This window comes from Xylanibacter ruminicola, assembly GCF_900107775.1.
Lineage (GTDB): Bacteria > Bacteroidota > Bacteroidia > Bacteroidales > Bacteroidaceae > Prevotella > Prevotella ruminicola_C.
This window is the reverse complement of sequence record NZ_FNRF01000007.1, coordinates 1-17,323: the sequence shown is the minus strand read 5'-3', so window position 1 is coordinate 17,323 and position 17,323 is coordinate 1. Positions and strand designations below refer to the sequence as shown.

Genomic DNA, 17,323 nt, shown 5'->3' with positions numbered 1-17,323 from the left:
TATCACAAAATATGATTTGGCAGATATTACACATTATCGACATTACACTCTGGGTGCTTATCTTAGGCTCTGTAGCCTATGTAGCATTCTTCGCAGTCATCTCATTATTCTACGAAAAAGAAGATCGCGTGGCTATTCATGCTGCTGCATTGACCAATAGGATGACAAAATTCCTCATACTCTATCCAGCATACAATGAGGATCGTGTCATCATCAATGCCGTAGAACATTTCTTAGAGCAGGATTATCCTGAAGACTTATATACAGTAGCAGTTATCTCTGACCACATGAAGCCAGAAACCAATGAGTACTTGCGCACACTCCCCATCAAGTTGCTAACACCAACATTCGAGAAGAGTTCGAAGGCAAAGGCTATGCAGTACGCTATCAACGAGATACCTGAAACTTTTGATAACGTTGTTGTGCTAGACGCCGACAATGTCGTACGTCCAGAATTCCTTTCACAACTAAATGTATTATGTTCTGTTTATGATGCTATCCAGTGCCATCGCTGTGCCAAGAATGCCAATAACGATGTAGCAGTACTGGATGGAGCAAGCGAGGAAATTAATAATACGATTTTCCGTAAAGCACATAATCGTCTGGGGCTGTCTTCCGCCTTAATTGGATCTGGCATGTGCTTTAACTATGAGCTTTTCAGAAAGAATGTGTTCCAACTCTCTACAGCAGGTGAGGACCGTGAGATGGAAGCCTTATTACTCCATCAGGAAGTATTTATCAAATATGCACCTGAAATTCACGTATTCGACGAAAAAGTCAGTAACCAGGATAACTTCCAAAAGCAGCGCATGCGCTGGATGACTGCTCAGGTTCAGAGTTTGATGAGCAACCTTCCCAAGATTCCAGGAGCCCTGATTCATGGAAAAATCAACTTTGTTGATAAGACTGTCCAACAGGCATTGATACCACGTTCAATCCTGATTGTCCTGTTAACAGGTATTTCCATTTTTGTAACGCTAACCATTCCCGAATGGTGCGAGAAATGGTGGATAACATTAGGTGTATTAGGCCTATCGCTATTTGTAGCTATCCCTAAAGAGATTAGATTCCGTTCATTCTCTAAAGTCTTCACCATCCCAGCTTTGGTATTCCGTATGCTCAAAAATGTACTCCACATGGATCGCAAAAATACAGACTTTATACATACAGAACATACGTCATGAGCGGAAGACTACATAAAAGCATATTGAATGCGGAAGTAAACCTAGTGTTTTACTTCCTCACGTTGTTTTTAGCCTTTTTCTCTCGCAAAATATTCTTAGATTGTCTTGGTGCAGACTTTATCGGACTAACTGGCACGCTTGGCAACATTCTTGGTTACCTTAATCTAGCAGAACTTGGTATTACAGCCAGTATTGGTTATTTTCTGTTCAAACCTCTCCAATCAAACAATCGCCAAGAAATACAAGATATACTATCTGTATTAGGCTATCTGTATAATTGGATTGGTAGTATTATACTTGCTGGCGGAATAATTATTAGCATGTTCTTTCCGCTCATCTTTGCTCATGCAAAACTAGGATTAGGCATCATCTACTTTGCATTTTACTCATTTTTGGGCTCCGCACTTATCGGATATTTCATTAATTTTCGTCAGATATTGCTCACAGCCGACCAAAAGAAATATCTAGTAGCTATCTATTTTCAGTCTGCTAATATCATAAAGATTATCCTACAGATTTATTTAGCCTATACATATAAGAATCTATATTTATGGGTTGGCATAGAATTTCTGTTCGGCATCATCGGATGTATCACCCTAAACTGGAAAATCAATCAAGAATACCCCTGGTTACATGTCAGCAAAAAGCAAGGAAAATTTCTCATCAAGAAGTATCCAGACGTCATTACAAAAACAAAGCAGGTTTTCATTCATAAAATTAAAGATTTTGTACTCGTTAAGAGCGACGAATTATTTATCTTTTTGTTTGTATCACTGAAGATGGTAGCCTTTTACGGCAACTATATGATTGTTATCTCGAAATTAATTTCCCTTTTCTCTGCCGTGACAGGCAGTGTCGGTGCCAGCATTGGCAACTTAGTGGCCGAAGGTAATAAACAGAATATGATGAAGGTTTTCTGGGAGTTCACCACCATCCAACATACCATTGCAGCCATCCTATGTTTCTCACTTTACAACTTTACCGAGCCTTTCATATACCACTGGCTTGGCTCTGATTATATTATGGATCATAGAATTCTAATACTCCTTATTATATTTATTTATATCACCAACTCCAGAAATTCCGTTGATAGTTTCAACTATGCTTATGGACTTTATGCTGACGTATGGTCTGCTTGGGCGGAATTGATTATTAATGTATCTATAACAATTATCGGTGGTTTAAAGTGGGGTATTATCGGCATATTGTTGGGCAAGAACGTCAGTCTGCTAGCAATAGTCGTATTATGGAAGCCATACTACCTGTTTACTGCGGGCTTCAAGGATTCCGTCAGCATCTACTGGAAAGGAGTTGCGCGCAACTATGCAATTTCTATTGGAACCTTTACTGTTGCCACCTACCTCATGCAATTCATTCCCATCAGTCCCTACAAAACGATTGGTAGTTGGATTTCCTATGCAATTATCGGCATAACCACGTATTTGGTTATCAATCTCACATCCACCCTTTTGTTAGCCAAAGGCGCCAAAGACAGTATCAATAGAATTAAAAATAGCCGTAAGAAATGAAGTTTTCAATTATTACAGTAAACTACAATAACAAGGATGGGCTACAGCGAACCATCGAAAGTGTCATCCATCAGTCGTATCGCGACTTTGAGTTCATCATCATTGATGGCGGCTCTACTGATGGCAGTGCAGAATTATTGAAGACATATAACAATCATATCACCTATTGGGTATCAGAAAAAGACAATGGTATATATAATGCCATGAACAAAGGCATTCGTAAAGCGAGAGGTGAATACTTGAACTTCATGAACTCTGGCGACTGCTTCTACAACGAAACAGTTTTGGAACAACTGTCTACAAAGTATCTGTCATCAGACATTATTATCGGTAAGGACTACCATTTCAATAAAAAAAAACAACAGGGCTTCGCCACCCATCTACCCTCCCGTCTCTCCATGCTGACATTCATCCATCATACCCTACCCCACCAAAGCACCTTCTTCAAGAAGAAACTATTCGATAACTCTCCCTATGACGAGTCACTCAAGCTAGTTGCAGACGTAAAGTTTTATATCCAGAAAATCTGTGTGGAACAATGCAGCGTCCAACTCATCGATAGCATTATCTGCCTTCGGGAGCCAGACGGTATCAGTAAAGTCGATAATGAACGGCGTCTACAGGAGCACCGGCTGATTGTCGAAGAAGTGTTGCCTCCAGGAGCCATTAAAGACTATGAGACCCTTTATCTATTGGACAAGAGTTCCATGTATAAACTCATGCACATTATTGAACAGCCCCGAAGCCGAAAATGGCTCACCTATGCAATAAAGTTCATCTACCGACTAAACAAATAAAAAATGCAGTCCATTGTCATCATATTCCCCTATTTCGGCACACTACCCGTCCAATACAAAATGTGGCGTGCCTCAGCGCTTTGTAACCCCTCCGTCAAATTCATGTTCTTCACTGACACCAACGTAGAGCCTGCAGAAAACATCATCGTCCATCAGATGTCATTTAGCGAGTTCAAAAAAATAGTTCAAGGGGCTTTTAATTTCGATATTGTGCTTGACCGTCCCTATAAACTCTGTGAATACAAACAAGCATATGGTTACATCCTCCACAACTATATCAAGAACTATGATTTCTGGGGGTTTGGTGATCTAGATATAGTCTATGGAAACATTCGAAAATTCCTTACTGACATCGTTCTATATCACAAGTTCATATTAGGCTGGGGGCACCTAACCTTAATGCACAACGACGAGGATACAAACACCTATTTTATGAAACACATAGAAGGCTATCAGGACTATCGGGATGCGTTCACCACCTCGAAAATAACATTCTTCGATGAATTCAACCACAAGGGATGCAGTGACAAGTGGCGTGACTGTCGCCCCGATGATTGTTGGTTGGAAGATCCTTTCGATAATGTATCCAGACCCAAAGAAGCCTTCCATTTCTGTAGTTTAAACAGAGGATGGGAACAGGTTATTTTTGAGCATGTTGACAACCACTTATATATGATACGCTTCAACAAGGGGACATTGGAAAAACTAGAGTCACTCTATGCCCATTTCCAACACCGTGGAATGATGAAGGACCATGTCAGAGACTACAGCCATTTCTTGGTGATTCCTGAGGGAATGGTTGACTATCCCCAATCTATGGTCATGCTTAGACTTCGCTGGCTATGCCGCAAGCGTTGGTTAAAAACAAAATACTATCAGTGGAGGGATTATGTAATCTGGCGCATGCACATGAATAAGAACAGATGAAACAGCATTTAGAGTATATCGATATTGCCAAAGGAATAGGTATCATAATGGTGGTACTCAGCCATACCGAGCATCCCCAAATGATGTACTACACGTCAGCATTTTTCGTCCCAATATTCTTCTTCTGTTCCGGTTATACTTCAAAAAGGAAAAACATTAGTATTCTAAGGTGTATCAGTCAACAAGCAGTAAAGCTGTTAAAACCATACCTATTTTTCAACCTTGCATTAATCTTCTACTTCCAAGATTTCTCTCTGAGAGCATTTGCAGGAATAGTTTACTTACGCTACTGTCTATATCCATTCACGAATAACAGCGATATTTTCAGGCTGATGGTAGTTGGCAACTATCCAATGTGGTTCCTCACCTGTATGGTAATCGCCTATCTGCTCTATGACCTTCTCATCTATTATCCGAAAAACAGATTTGGTTTTGTGAGTCTGTACCTTGTTATTACTTTTGGAGCAACTTTCCTCCCGATTCTGCTTCCATGGAGTCTCGACACAGCACCACTCATGGCGGTTATCATGTTCTGCGGGACACAAGTAAAGGAGTCTGTCCCCAACATCTTCGACAGAAGGAAACCCCATTGGCTCATCGTCCTATCCTTTATCCTTTATTTTCTAATGTTACCATTCTGCCATGATATCAATATTTCCGTCAGGATGTATGGATGGTCCATTCCAAGCTACTTGTTAGCAGCACTCTCAGGTTGTATCGCCATAATCTGGTTGTCAAGACTGATACAGGGAACGACATTAGGTAAGTGTTTGAGGCAAATCGGCACTCATTCCCTTACCATATTCTGTATCGAAATTCCATTTATCTTATTCGGCCACAAAATTTTAAGCAAAATTCTTCCAGATACATCCTCCATACAAATAGCTATAATCACTTCCTTCACCCAACTCTTCATGGCTCTTGCAGGAGGCTACTTTCTATCAATCCTTCTGCATATGAACGGACGCATACGGAAACTACTGTTTGGAATCAACTTTTGAGACAAACAATTACTTCATCTAATATTTTACATATGCCATCATTACAAGAAGAACAATAAAGGAGCTCATCGACTACAATATTATCTAAGAGCTATCATTAAAAAAAACATCAAAGGTTTTATATGGAGAGTAAAATGGATTTTTTAAGCGATATTCTTGGCAATATAAATTTTATTCCTTACCTTTGCAACATATTTAGATAAAAGTGAATATGGCTGATAAAATATTTAGAATCTCGTTAGAGCAGCAAAATAATTTCGTTGGTAAAACAGTTACAAACGAAATCAAGAAATTGGATGGTATTGACTTGAAATGACTAAAGATTATATTCTTATGAAAATTGCCATTTTAACATCTGGAATATTACCAGTTCCTGCTGTACAAGGAGGAGCTGTAGAAAACCTTATAGACTTCTGCCTTGAGTATAATGCTGATAATCATATGCACAATATTACCGTATATAGTGTTTATCACCCCAATTTAAAATTATATAAAATTCTCGATAAAACCTACAATCAATACATTTTCTTCAATACAAACAACTGGTGGGGAAAACTCGGAAAACGATTATACTTACAGAAACATGGAGGACAAGAATACTACCATTATTCTATTGAGTATTTCCTTGAGAAAGCGATAAACCACATAGAAAAGAAAAACTATGATATGATAATTGTTGAGAATCGTCCTGCATATTCATTAAAATTAAAAGGAAAATCAAATGCAAAACTTGTGTTACATCAAGAAAATGATTTTTTAAATTCTCAAGTTCAACAATATCAAGACATTTATAATTCGTATGATCTTATCATAAACACATCATCATACATTACAGAAAGGGTCAAAACAATAAATCCGAAAGACACAAAATGCATTACTGTTTTGAATGGAATAGACACAAAAAAGTTTTATCAGACGCCACGAAAGAACAGAAAACAAATTGGTTTTAGCAATGAGGACTTTATTATTGTATACAGCGGGCGATTAACAAAAGAAAAAGGGATTCTTGAACTCATTCGAGCTATAAAGCAATTAGATGAGATTCAAAATATAAAACTTCTAATTATTGGCGCTAGTGCTTATGGAAAAGATAAGCGCTCTACTCCCTTTGTCACGGAACTCATAGAAGAGTCGACAACTATTAAAGACAAAGTGATATTCACAGGCTTTATCGATTATCAGATGATACCATCATATCTTAAGACTGCAGACATTGCTGTTGTACCATCTATGTGGGAAGAGCCTTTCGGCTTGACAGTTATTGAAGCTATGGCAGCAGGTCTACCGCTAATCACGACATACAGTGGTGGAATCCCTGAAATTTGCAATGGAGTTGCAATATTAGTTGATAGAAAGCATATTGTGGACAATCTCGCCAGAGCTATTCTCGACCTTTATGAGCATCCAGAGAAACGCCAACAAATGGCGGCAGCCTCACTCGAACGCTCCAAAATGTTTGATAAGGAAACTTACGCAAAGAATTTTTTCGCCGCATTGGAATAAAAAAAATTAGCGTGCAAACCTTTTTTGATTTGCACGCTAATTTTTAATGGTCTCTATTCTGATTTCAGATACCAATTTTGATTTGTGGCACCACCAGAGATTGACCAATCCAAGAAACCTGGGAAGAATTGGTCAATAGGAATGCTCTCGTTCTCGCGTTTTAGAATGGTATCCTCAAATGCGCCGATATTAGCCCCCTTCAGATAAAATGCAAATGGATAATTACCTGAACGGACGAAATACAAGCCCTTAGATGGATCTGAGCAATCATCATTTGTTCCAAAATAACTCATGTTCATCTTTGACGTCGGAGCCTCCATAGGAATATGTACCTCCCAGTTCTGATTACCCTCTGCACGGTATATGAATGGCTGAATAGAAGCCATCTTTTCCGAAGAACTCAATGCATTTTTGTACGTCAGTTCCAATATATAGGTTGTACCAAGTTCTCCCTTAACATCGTCCGTCAAATAATAAACTTTACCTTCTTTTGTAAATGAAGCGTCCTCCGTCACAGTAGATTCTTTAGCAATCTTCTTCATGGCTATCGACTGAGGAGTAACCTTAGTATTAAGCGTTAATGCCAAACCACTTGTCAACTCAACATAGTTCTGATAAGTAGTCAGATAGAAAGTTTCCTTAATAATTTTACCAGAATTATCAAACTCCTTCACATGCTTCTCATTTAGCACAACATCATTCAAGTCATAATCACCCTTCTTTGGCCATAAATCCTCAAATGCATAAACACCATTAGTTGATGACACTTTGTTTCCAATCTCAGGAACAGGAGCAAATACGCCAACAGGCTTCAAGGCAAAAATCAGATCGTCAAAATCTAAATCGTCCATGGCATCTTCGAATGAAATAAGAGTATAGGTATCGCCATTTTCTGTTTTATAGCTAAACTTGGCACCACGACTGCGACCTTCCAAATTTGGATACTTACCTGCATCACCAGCCAACTTCTTGCCATAAGACAAACCGTCTGTGGTAGAACACCATACATTATAATTCTTCTGACCAGAGAACGCACCAATGTTCAAGCTATAGTCTTTGCCCTGCATTCCCCATGCCTGGGTCTTCAGAACAAAACCTATTCTTGTTCCTTTTGGGAAGACTGTCGACTCACCCGTCTTTTTTCCTTCAGCAATGTTGGGATAATACTTCAACTGTACTACATCACCACGATGAATTCCTACATTATTATTATAACTTCTAAGATTCCATTTTGTTGCATTGCCCCATTGTCCATCTTGAGTATTCGGGAAAAGCATCACAACATGAATATCACTAGGCTTGGTTGGTTTGTTGTCGTCTGTATACCAATAGTAACCTAATGAAGAGTTCCAGCATGTGCTACTACCTAAAAGAGTAAATGTAACCTCCGAATCCTTCTCAAGCAACAAATCCGGATAATTGCAATATTCTTCATTCATAGCACTTCCTGAAATGAATGCAGATCCAACAGCCGCATAGAGTCCCTCCAACTCAGAATCACTAATCACCAATTCTCGCTTAGCTTTTGATTTATCAAGCAAATATTCAGGATAACCAGTTGCCGAGTTCCACGAGCCCAACCAATTTTTCCAATCGTTATACATCTTATTATCAGTCACATTTCCGTTATCGTCAACCAAATTCGTCAGATTAAGTTTCGACAAATCATTGGTAGCCTCACCAGGACCTGTAGCACGGGTAAAGGCACGAGTGGCTGTTACATTGTTATTCATGGCCACGAACGATGCTGAGGCATTTACCACATCAGCCTCCATCAAGTTCATCCCAGTAAAGAAGTTACCTGTGGCAATATACAAATGTTGGGCATAGGTTGGAAGTTCAACCACCTCACTAAACTTACCATTATCCTCTGTATAGGATTCAAAAACAGGACTAACATTCTCGTTCCAGCTTTCCACAGGTGCATCCTCATCAGTAATAATGGGATTCTCGGTATATACACCAAAGAACACTGGCCCATGAGTATTGTATGCAGAATAGTCAACACTCAACTTCACCTTCTGCACGGTAGAGAAATCGAAAGTATTAGGTACTTTCAGTGTAGGATCATTGTCAGGATCGCTTTTTTGCTCGTAAAGCGATTTGTCCACACAGGCTGTAAACATAGCCACAGCAAACAATAATGAGCCAACCTTTACAAAACTTCTACTTAAACTAAACATAATCAAATCTATTTATATATAATTTTATGCTGCAAAGATACTAATAATATCTATAAAACACAAGTATTTAACATTTAATTACATAATAATTATAATGAAACAAAGCATAAATCAAGCATTTTCAGTTCTAAAATTTGGATGTATTCATAAAAATACCTATCTTTGCGCCATGCAAAATATAAAAACTATATATATATGAAGAAAAACTATTTATTCAAATTGCATGTAGCTCTTGCAATATGCCTGATGAGCCAGGTATCATGCATGAAAGAGCCCAGTAATGGAGGATTAAAATCAGAGGTTGAAGTGAGTGGATCCGTTAACTACTTCCAGAACAGCATGGACTTTGATTTTGACGGCGGTTCAAAAACCATGTCATTCAAGTCGAATCTCAAGTGGAATATGGATATTTCCAATACACAGAACGGCGTACAGTGGTTAACCATCGAGCCCCGTCAAGGCAATTCTGGCAGCAATAAAGTAACATTCACCGCCAATGAAAACACCACTTATGAAGATCGTAATGTGGTGGTTCGCTTCTTAGCAGGCGACACCGTACGCAACATCAGGGTGAACCAGAAACGCTTAGAGGCCATCACATTAACAACTGATAAATTCGAAGTTCCGGTCACAGGCCAGAAGTTAGATATTGAGGTTAATCACTCAATGGATTTTGATTATACCATCCCCGAGAACTATAAAGGCTGGATTCACAAAGCCACAAGTGCCACTCGCGGTTTGTTAGAAAAGTCTATAGTTACCTTCACTATCGATCCTAGCGAAGAATACGAGAAACGCGAAGGAAAAATATACTTTACTGCAGGAAAAGAGCAAGAAGTAGTCACCATCTATCAGGCTGGCGAAGGCAGGATTGTTCTTACACAAAACGAGTACAATCTTACTGCCGACGAGCAGGAATTCACAGTTGATATCAGCAGTAACTTTGATTTCAGTGTTACCATGCCTGACGTAGAATGGTTAAAGGAGAACACCAGCCAAACACGCGGTATGTCATCACACACCTTAAAATTTAAGGTCACAAAAAATGATGATTATAAAGCCCGCTCAGCTAAGATAAAGATCTCTGACAAGAATAGTTCAAAATATGAGGAGATTGTTATCAAACAGGAATCAACAGGAGCTATCATCACTTTAGACAAGAGCGAATATACAGTAAATTGCGAAAAGCAGGATCTCGACATCGAAGTAAAGAGTAACTTCGACTATACTATTGACTTCCAGGGCGCCAATTGGATTAAGCAGCGTAAGAACACCACCCGTGGTATAACAAGCCGACTGCTTAAGCTCACGATCGATGAGAACAAGAACAACGAAGCCCGAACGGCAAAGATTAAGCTGTACGATAAAAATGGCACAGCTTCCGAAGAAATCACCATCACCCAAGGTGCCAAGAGTGGTATAGAGGTTCCAACCAAGGAGTTTACTGTAGATGAACTTGGTGGCACCATTACAATTAAGGTTAATGCCAACGCAGAATACAAGCTGACCTCTAATAACGATTGGATTACCATAGCAGCAAATACCCGTGCCCTTACACCTCACGAGCATCAGGTAACCATTGCTGCGCTTGGCGATGCCGAAGACAGAGATGGCACCATCACCGTTTCGAACGAAGAATTGAACTATAGTGCCACCATTACCATCAAGCAGCGTAACACCTTCTATTTTGAGAATAAGAGTATCGATATTCTTGTTGGTAAGGAGAAGGCTTTCACTGTTAAGAACACCACCAAACAGAGCGTTGAATGGAGCAGTAACAACACGGCAATAGCAACAGTTGGTGCTAATGGATTTGTAAAGGGCATCAAGAAAGGTACTGCTACAATTATGGCTAAAACTGCAGATGGTAAGCATACAGCAACCTGCAAGGCAAACGTCTGCGAAATAACAGACATGATTTCCATTAAGAGCGGCGGTACCCCAACCAAAGAAGGCGATCTTGTAAAGTCTGGAAGTCAGATAAAATGGGCCATCAAGAACAACAGCCCAGTAAAAGTCACCTTAAAGAGCATGCAGTTGCAAGGTAACGCATCAGGCGAAATCGGTAATGAGGTTTATATAAACGAAGATCTTGCCGCTGGTAGTTCTGTATACAAAAACACGACAATAGAATCTTCTGGAGGTTTCCACTTGCCAATAACCTGTCATTTCGTATTTGTATATGAGAATAATGAATATCCAATAGATGCCAAATACGAATAAAAAAAAGGAAGATGGGAATCGTTTTTGATTCCCATCTTCCTTTATTACTTAACAATTACCTTCTTACCGTTTACGATGTAAACACCCGATGGCAATCCGTTAAACGTTGTCGTGTTAGCCTTAACCTTACGTCCCTGCAGATTATAAACGTCGAATGGTCTACCATCCGATACCACCACTCCATTGATGGCAGTAGTACCAATAGCGTAGATTTTCTTGAATTCATTCCATCCTGCAGCCTGCTTATAGGCATCCACGCTTCCTGCTGGTACATAAAGTATACAGGTTTCTTTATTTACACCTTCGAATACCGAGCTACCGCCAGCTCTTGTCATTCCACGAACACCAGCAGCTGTTGGCAAAGCAATAGGTGTTACAATATTCACAGTGATCGATTTCAGATTCGTACAACCTGCAAATGCCGATGCGCCAATCGAGTTGATACTGCTTGGAATAACAATACTGGTCAAATCAATGTTACCAGCATAAGCTTCGTCACCGATAGCTGTTACTCTATAGTCTGAACCATTAATCGTAACAACTTCTTCAATAACAGCATCACCTTTCTCATTAGAACCGTCCCAGATTTTGGCTTCATGAGTATTTTCATCAGTGCTATACTGACCTGAAGGATCATCCTCTACAGATGTATTTATACCGAGGATGTTATTCCCGAATTGCTTCCAATAATCATGGTTCTTATAGGCTGTTACTGCATCATTTGGAACATTTACGGTAACGCTATATGATGGGAATGCGTTAGCACCTACAGATGGAGGAGTTGAGCCCTCACAAGTAATAGAAATCAGATTATTACATCCATCAAAAGCATTAGCACCAATATTTTGAATATTCTTAGATAATGTCAGGGCTTCGATATTCGTTTTACCTTTAAATACCGCCTCTGCAATAGATGTTACAGAATATTCATCCTTACCAATCTTGAATGTAGCTTTTATCGTCACATTCTTGTTAACATTTCCGACCTTAGTAAGAACGGCTTTCTTGTCACCTGTAGAATAAGCATAAGTCCATCCATCTATGGTTGTTTCCTTCTTCTCTCCGACAAAGATATTCAGGAAGTTCCAACCCTTACTTCTATATGCATCTACATTGGATGATGGTATAAATAATGTAGCCGTATTGTTGGCGAATACATTCTTGCCAGAGATATCAATGGGAGTCACAATCTTACTCTCTATCCACTTCAACTGATTGCAAGCGCTGAATACATCAGCATCGATATTCTCTACCCCAGCAGGAATGACCAGACTGGTAATAGTGTTTTTGTTTGCAAAAGCAGACTTACCAATGATTGCAATTGTATAGTCCTCACCAAGTTTAACCGAGCTAGGGATTACGACATCATTCGATGAAGCTGCGTACTTTCTTAGGATGGCCTTATTCTTCCCGTCTATTTTCAGGCAATCGTAAGTGTTTCCATTGTCCACACAAACATCAACGAATTCTCCTTCTGCGACATACGAGACATTGTTCCATCCACTTACATTATACTTTTCTTTTGCCCCCTTTGGAACATATAATGTTGCGTCATTGGGGAAGTAATCTGCCTCATTTTCGGCAGGGTTCTCTATACTACTTGACACACGAGTGATAGCTTTACATCCGTCAAAAGCCTTCTCGCCAATGGTTGTTAACGTAGATGGTAGCCATACTGTCTTCAGATTACTGCAACCCTGGAACGCATAGGCACCGATGGTGGAGATGTTCTTAGCTATCTTCAGTTGCGTCATCTTACCCTTATTGGGGGTATTTTTAAATACCGACTCTGAAATTGCAGTAACTTTATATGATTCACCTTCAAACTCAACAGTTCCATCAACAGTAACAACTTCTTTATCTACAGTTGTTCCAATCAAAGTGGCTGTACCAACGCCCTTCAAATATTCATAAGTCATACTGCCCACGGTTCCTGTCTTTTTTTCACCACGTGCCCAGTTCTTAAATTCCTTCCAACCATCTGTTTCCTTGTACTTAGCCTCAGTTGATCCATCTTCATCATTGGGAACATAAACTGCAGCAGTATTATAGATGGCATCAGGGAATACATTCTTATTAAAGGCGAAAAGATTCTCTTTCTCCACCTTACTGGTAATGACTGCCAGTTTCGAACACTGATCGAATGCATTATCTTCTATCGTTCTTAATGTTTCGGGGAGGATAATCTTCTCCAACTTTTTACTGTTTCTGAATGCATTCTGGCAGATGGTGCGCACCTGATAAGCAGTATTAGTACCTTCCGGTTGCACTGTAGCAGGAATCTCTATGATTGTTTCATTCTCTGCCTTTGTCAGAATGGCAGCCTTATCTTCCTCACCAACTGTCAGGCAGTCGAATGCTAAGCCATTCTGCGTCGTAGCACCCTCAAAGAATCCCTCTCTTCTTACTGGGAATGTCTTCCATACATCATTCTGCTCATAACTGCTTAATGCACCAAAAGGCACATACAGCGTTGCTGTATATGAAGAGAAAACATTCTTATTAATCGGGAGTGGACTGCCACCAGTGCTACAGATATAAGATATATCATTACAACCATAGAAAGCCTTCTCACCAATACTCTCAAGAGTTGCAGGCAGCCAGATCTGATTCAGGCTGGTACAGCCTTGGAAGGCATTGGCGGCGATAGCTATTACCTTACACTCCAAGTCATCAGCATCATCGCCCTCACCAACCTTAATAATAATAGTCCCAGGTATGGTAATATTACTACCCAACTGATCAGCAATTCCTCTAATCAGGACTGCAGTTTTATCGCCAGTTGCACAAATATACGACAATCCGTCTTGTTCCTCTTTCACTCTTTGGCCAACCAAGATCTGTGCGAACTTCCATTCTGTATCCAAGTACTTCGCACGATCGGAAACATACAAGATGGCATTAGGGAGCGACAATTTGATACCATTAATGACCTCGATTGAATCAATCTTGCTTACGACCTCTGTCAGATTTTTGCAACCTTCGAAAGCAGTAGGATCAATTGAAGTCAATGTTGCTGGCAGTTCTACCAACTTCACACCAGTGTTACCACTAAAAGCTTTACTTGCGATGGCAACTACATGGTAATATGTTAGTGCATTATCATCTCCCATTGGGATTGAATCAGGTATAACAATCTCCCCATCAGCCCAGTCATTTGCAAGTGTATTTTTATCAGTTGCATCTACCAAGATAGCCTCTTGGGCTTCTGTCATACAAGCAAAACGCATACCTTTCCAGACCTTTTCAACTCTTTCTCCAGCATAGATTTGAGCATACTCCCATCCTGCCTGTTCGTACAGGATCTGAGTTTCATCAGGAACATAGAGTGTTGCTTTTGGCAAAGAAAGCGCATCGTCTTTAATATAAGCATTATCAATAATATGGCTCACTACTTCGGCAATATTATCGCAACCATCAAAGGCGTTCTCGCCAATCGACATCAGCGTAGATGGCAGTTCCAGTTTTCTCAGGTTAGTACAACCCTTGAAGGCATTGGCACCAATGGTAGTGACATTCTCACCAATGTTTACACTCTTGATAAAAGCCTTATCTGCGAATACATCCCTTTCGATGGCAACTACATCACACTTGTTCTCATCTATAGTAACAGTACTTGGAATCGAGATGCCGACACCAATCTGTTCTGCACCAATCTGTTCTGCATCAACATCAATCAAGATAGCCTTTTTGTCACCAGAAGAATAAGCATAATATAGTCCTTGATCTTTACCTAATTTTCTATCACCTTTTACTTTATGTAAGAATGTCCATCCACTGTAACTTTCAATTTCACTACTCTCAGGAACATATAATATCGCTTGAGCGACAGATTGTGTTGAACTTTTAACAACCTCATCATCAACCTTGCTGATAACGGTAGTCAGATTGCTACAGCCATCGAAAATAAGATCACCAATAGTATTCAGAGAAGCAGGTAGTTCCAGCTGCTTGAGAGCCTTACAGTTTTGGAATGCTTTTTCATTAATATCTTCGACACCATTAGGTAGAACCAAATTCTCCAGATTAGTATTATCAGCAAAGGCCCTTGCGCCAATAGAAGTCAGCGTTTGTGGGAGCGCAATCTGTTTCAGTGAACCACAACCGTTGAAGGCATCATCCCCTATCGTCTTCAACTTATCCGATAGCGTAATGACTCTCAGGTTTCTATTTGCACTAAAGGCGCCATCGCCGATAGTCGTAAGATTTGATGGCAACTTAAATTCCTTCAATCCACTATTCTTAAACGCATTCTTCTCTATCTTCTCAATACTCTCTGGTAACTCTCTCCAATCCTCCAGATTAAATCCCTTACCACCAAATACAGACTCACCAATAATGGTTACTTTATATTGAGCATTATCAAATGTGATATAATTCGGAATTGGATCACTCGTATTTGATGCTATTAACACAGCTGTTCTTTCACCGCTCTTTTGCTGCAGATACATATACGTTTTGTCATCATTAGGCGTTGTTTCACCCATATAATAACCTTCATATACTCTAGCAAAATCACCCCAACCAGTTACACCTTTAACCGATGTTCCAGTAGGCACAAACAAGATGGCACTATACTGTGAGAACACATCCTTATTTATACTGATTGTAGTTTCTGTACAAACGCGTGTCAACTTACAACCATTGAAAGCCTTGCTACCAACACTCTTCAGTGCTTCAGGAAGACGTATCATCTGCAACTTTTCACAATTCTGGAATGCATTAGCTCCAATAGTTTCCAACTTAGATGGCAACTTGAGCAAAGACAAATTACTACAATTTTTGAATGTTCCATCAGCGATTGTCATAATGCTATCTCCTATCAATATAGAGTCAACATGAGCTCTATCAAAATAAGTATCAGATGTCAGAGCAATCTTTGTCACAGTACAACTATCCTCATCAGTCTCATGCAGTTTAAAAGTGCTAGGTATAGTGAGTTTCGTCGGATTATTACTTGAATAAACAATCTCAATAACAGTTGCAATCTTTTGAGCTGTATGATATCGATATCTTAGACAATTAGCATCTGCCATCTCTGTCTCAAGCCACTTGCCTATCTCATAATTTGAGCCGAATTTTTCCCAACCACTAAGAGTCGTATATGCATTATTATCGTTATCCGGTATGAATACTTTTGCTACGCTATAAGTATTTGTATCAAAGGCATCTTCTGCTATGGCTTGTAGATCAGAACCAGCTATGTCAGATACAATCTCTGTGATACCCGTACAACCACCGAATGCCTGAGAACCGATTGAACGAAGAGTTGAGGGCAACTCAAGCTTCGTTATATTCGTACGGTTCAAGAAAGCATACTTGCCGATGCCGGTCACACCATAGTAGGTACTATCCTCAACACCCTCAGATACCATCTTTATCAGTGTTACTGTATCAGGTACAGAGACAAGGCTGCTGCTTGTCGAAGACTTTGTCAGGAGAGCTGACTTCACTGTATCGCCACCTTCATTCTTATAAGTATAGCAGGAATACATCATGCCGTCCTTAGTCAGGTCATCAACATAGTCACCACCTATTATATTAGTGAACTTCTTATTCCAGTCAGAACCATAATTAGCCTTTGAGGCGTAAGGAACAAACAGGGTGCAGATATTTGAGGTATTATCACCACTGACTGAGAAGACATCCGCACTGATTACTGAAGATGGAGAAGCAATACTGCTGCTTACATGAGTCAATGCATTACAGCCGGCAAAGGCATTCTCACCTACCGATGTCAACTTCGAGGGAAGCCATACCTTCTTCAGACTGCTTATGTTCTGGAAAGCACCGGCACCGATCGACTCAACACTGTCAAGGCGCAACTCTGTAATCTTTGTGCCACTGAAGGCATTGACACCGATAGACTTCAAACTTGAAAGGTCGATCGTCTTCAGACTGCTACAGCCGCTGAAGGCATTATCGCTGATAGTCTCAAGGCTTGAAGGCAACTGGACATCAACCAGGTTCTTGCAG

At 39.9% G+C, this 17,323-nt stretch carries 9 protein-coding genes; 7 read left to right on the top strand and 2 right to left on the bottom strand.

Annotated features, from left to right (window positions below; all coding sequences use genetic code 11):
- The first annotated feature begins 11 nt into the window (after window positions 1–11).
- The 6 genes from BLU97_RS14785 to BLU97_RS14760 all read left to right on the top strand — a co-directional run bounded on the left by BLU97_RS14785 (window position 12) and on the right by BLU97_RS14760 (window position 6,941).
- Window positions 12–1,184, top strand: coding sequence for a glycosyltransferase (locus tag BLU97_RS14785; protein WP_074762232.1), 1,173 nt, complete (start codon window positions 12–14; stop codon window positions 1,182–1,184).
- Complete coding sequence (locus tag BLU97_RS14780) at window positions 1,181–2,713, top strand: lipopolysaccharide biosynthesis protein (protein ID WP_074762231.1); 1,533 nt, start codon at window positions 1,181–1,183, stop codon at window positions 2,711–2,713. The genes BLU97_RS14785 and BLU97_RS14780 overlap by 4 nt, the downstream gene beginning before the upstream one ends.
- Entirely contained in the window at window positions 2,710–3,510 is an 801-nt protein-coding gene (locus BLU97_RS14775) for a glycosyltransferase family 2 protein (RefSeq protein ID WP_074762230.1), read from the top strand. The genes BLU97_RS14780 and BLU97_RS14775 overlap by 4 nt, the downstream gene beginning before the upstream one ends.
- Window positions 3,511–3,513: 3 nt before the next feature.
- Window positions 3,514–4,437 carry a DUF6625 family protein gene (locus BLU97_RS16395; RefSeq protein WP_074762229.1) on the top strand — a complete coding sequence of 308 codons (924 nt, stop codon included), beginning with the start codon at window positions 3,514–3,516 and terminating at the stop codon, window positions 4,435–4,437.
- Window positions 4,434–5,438, top strand: coding sequence for an acyltransferase family protein (locus tag BLU97_RS14765; RefSeq protein ID WP_074762228.1), 1,005 nt, complete (start codon window positions 4,434–4,436; stop codon window positions 5,436–5,438). The genes BLU97_RS16395 and BLU97_RS14765 overlap by 4 nt, the downstream gene beginning before the upstream one ends.
- Window positions 5,439–5,771: 333 nt before the next feature.
- Window positions 5,772–6,941 (top strand): glycosyltransferase family 4 protein, encoded by a 1,170-nt coding sequence (locus BLU97_RS14760; protein WP_175456398.1) that lies wholly within the window; start codon window positions 5,772–5,774, stop codon window positions 6,939–6,941.
- A gap of 53 nt (window positions 6,942–6,994) precedes the next feature.
- Here BLU97_RS14760 and BLU97_RS14755 read toward each other — a convergent pair whose 3' ends face one another.
- Entirely contained in the window at window positions 6,995–9,124 is a 2,130-nt protein-coding gene (locus BLU97_RS14755) for an LruC domain-containing protein (protein WP_074762226.1), read from the bottom strand.
- A gap of 195 nt (window positions 9,125–9,319) precedes the next feature.
- Between BLU97_RS14755 and BLU97_RS14750 the strand changes: the two genes are divergently transcribed.
- On the top strand, window positions 9,320–11,347 hold the full coding sequence (locus BLU97_RS14750) for a BACON domain-containing protein (protein ID WP_074762225.1): 2,028 nt from the start codon (window positions 9,320–9,322) through the stop codon (window positions 11,345–11,347).
- A 44-nt stretch (window positions 11,348–11,391) separates the two neighbouring features.
- On the opposite strand, the gene BLU97_RS14745 is transcribed toward BLU97_RS14750, so the two are convergent.
- On the bottom strand, window positions 11,392–17,313 hold the full coding sequence (locus tag BLU97_RS14745) for a leucine-rich repeat protein (RefSeq protein ID WP_262503176.1): 5,922 nt from the start codon (window positions 17,311–17,313) through the stop codon (window positions 11,392–11,394).
- Between the last annotated feature and the right edge of the window lie 10 nt (window positions 17,314–17,323).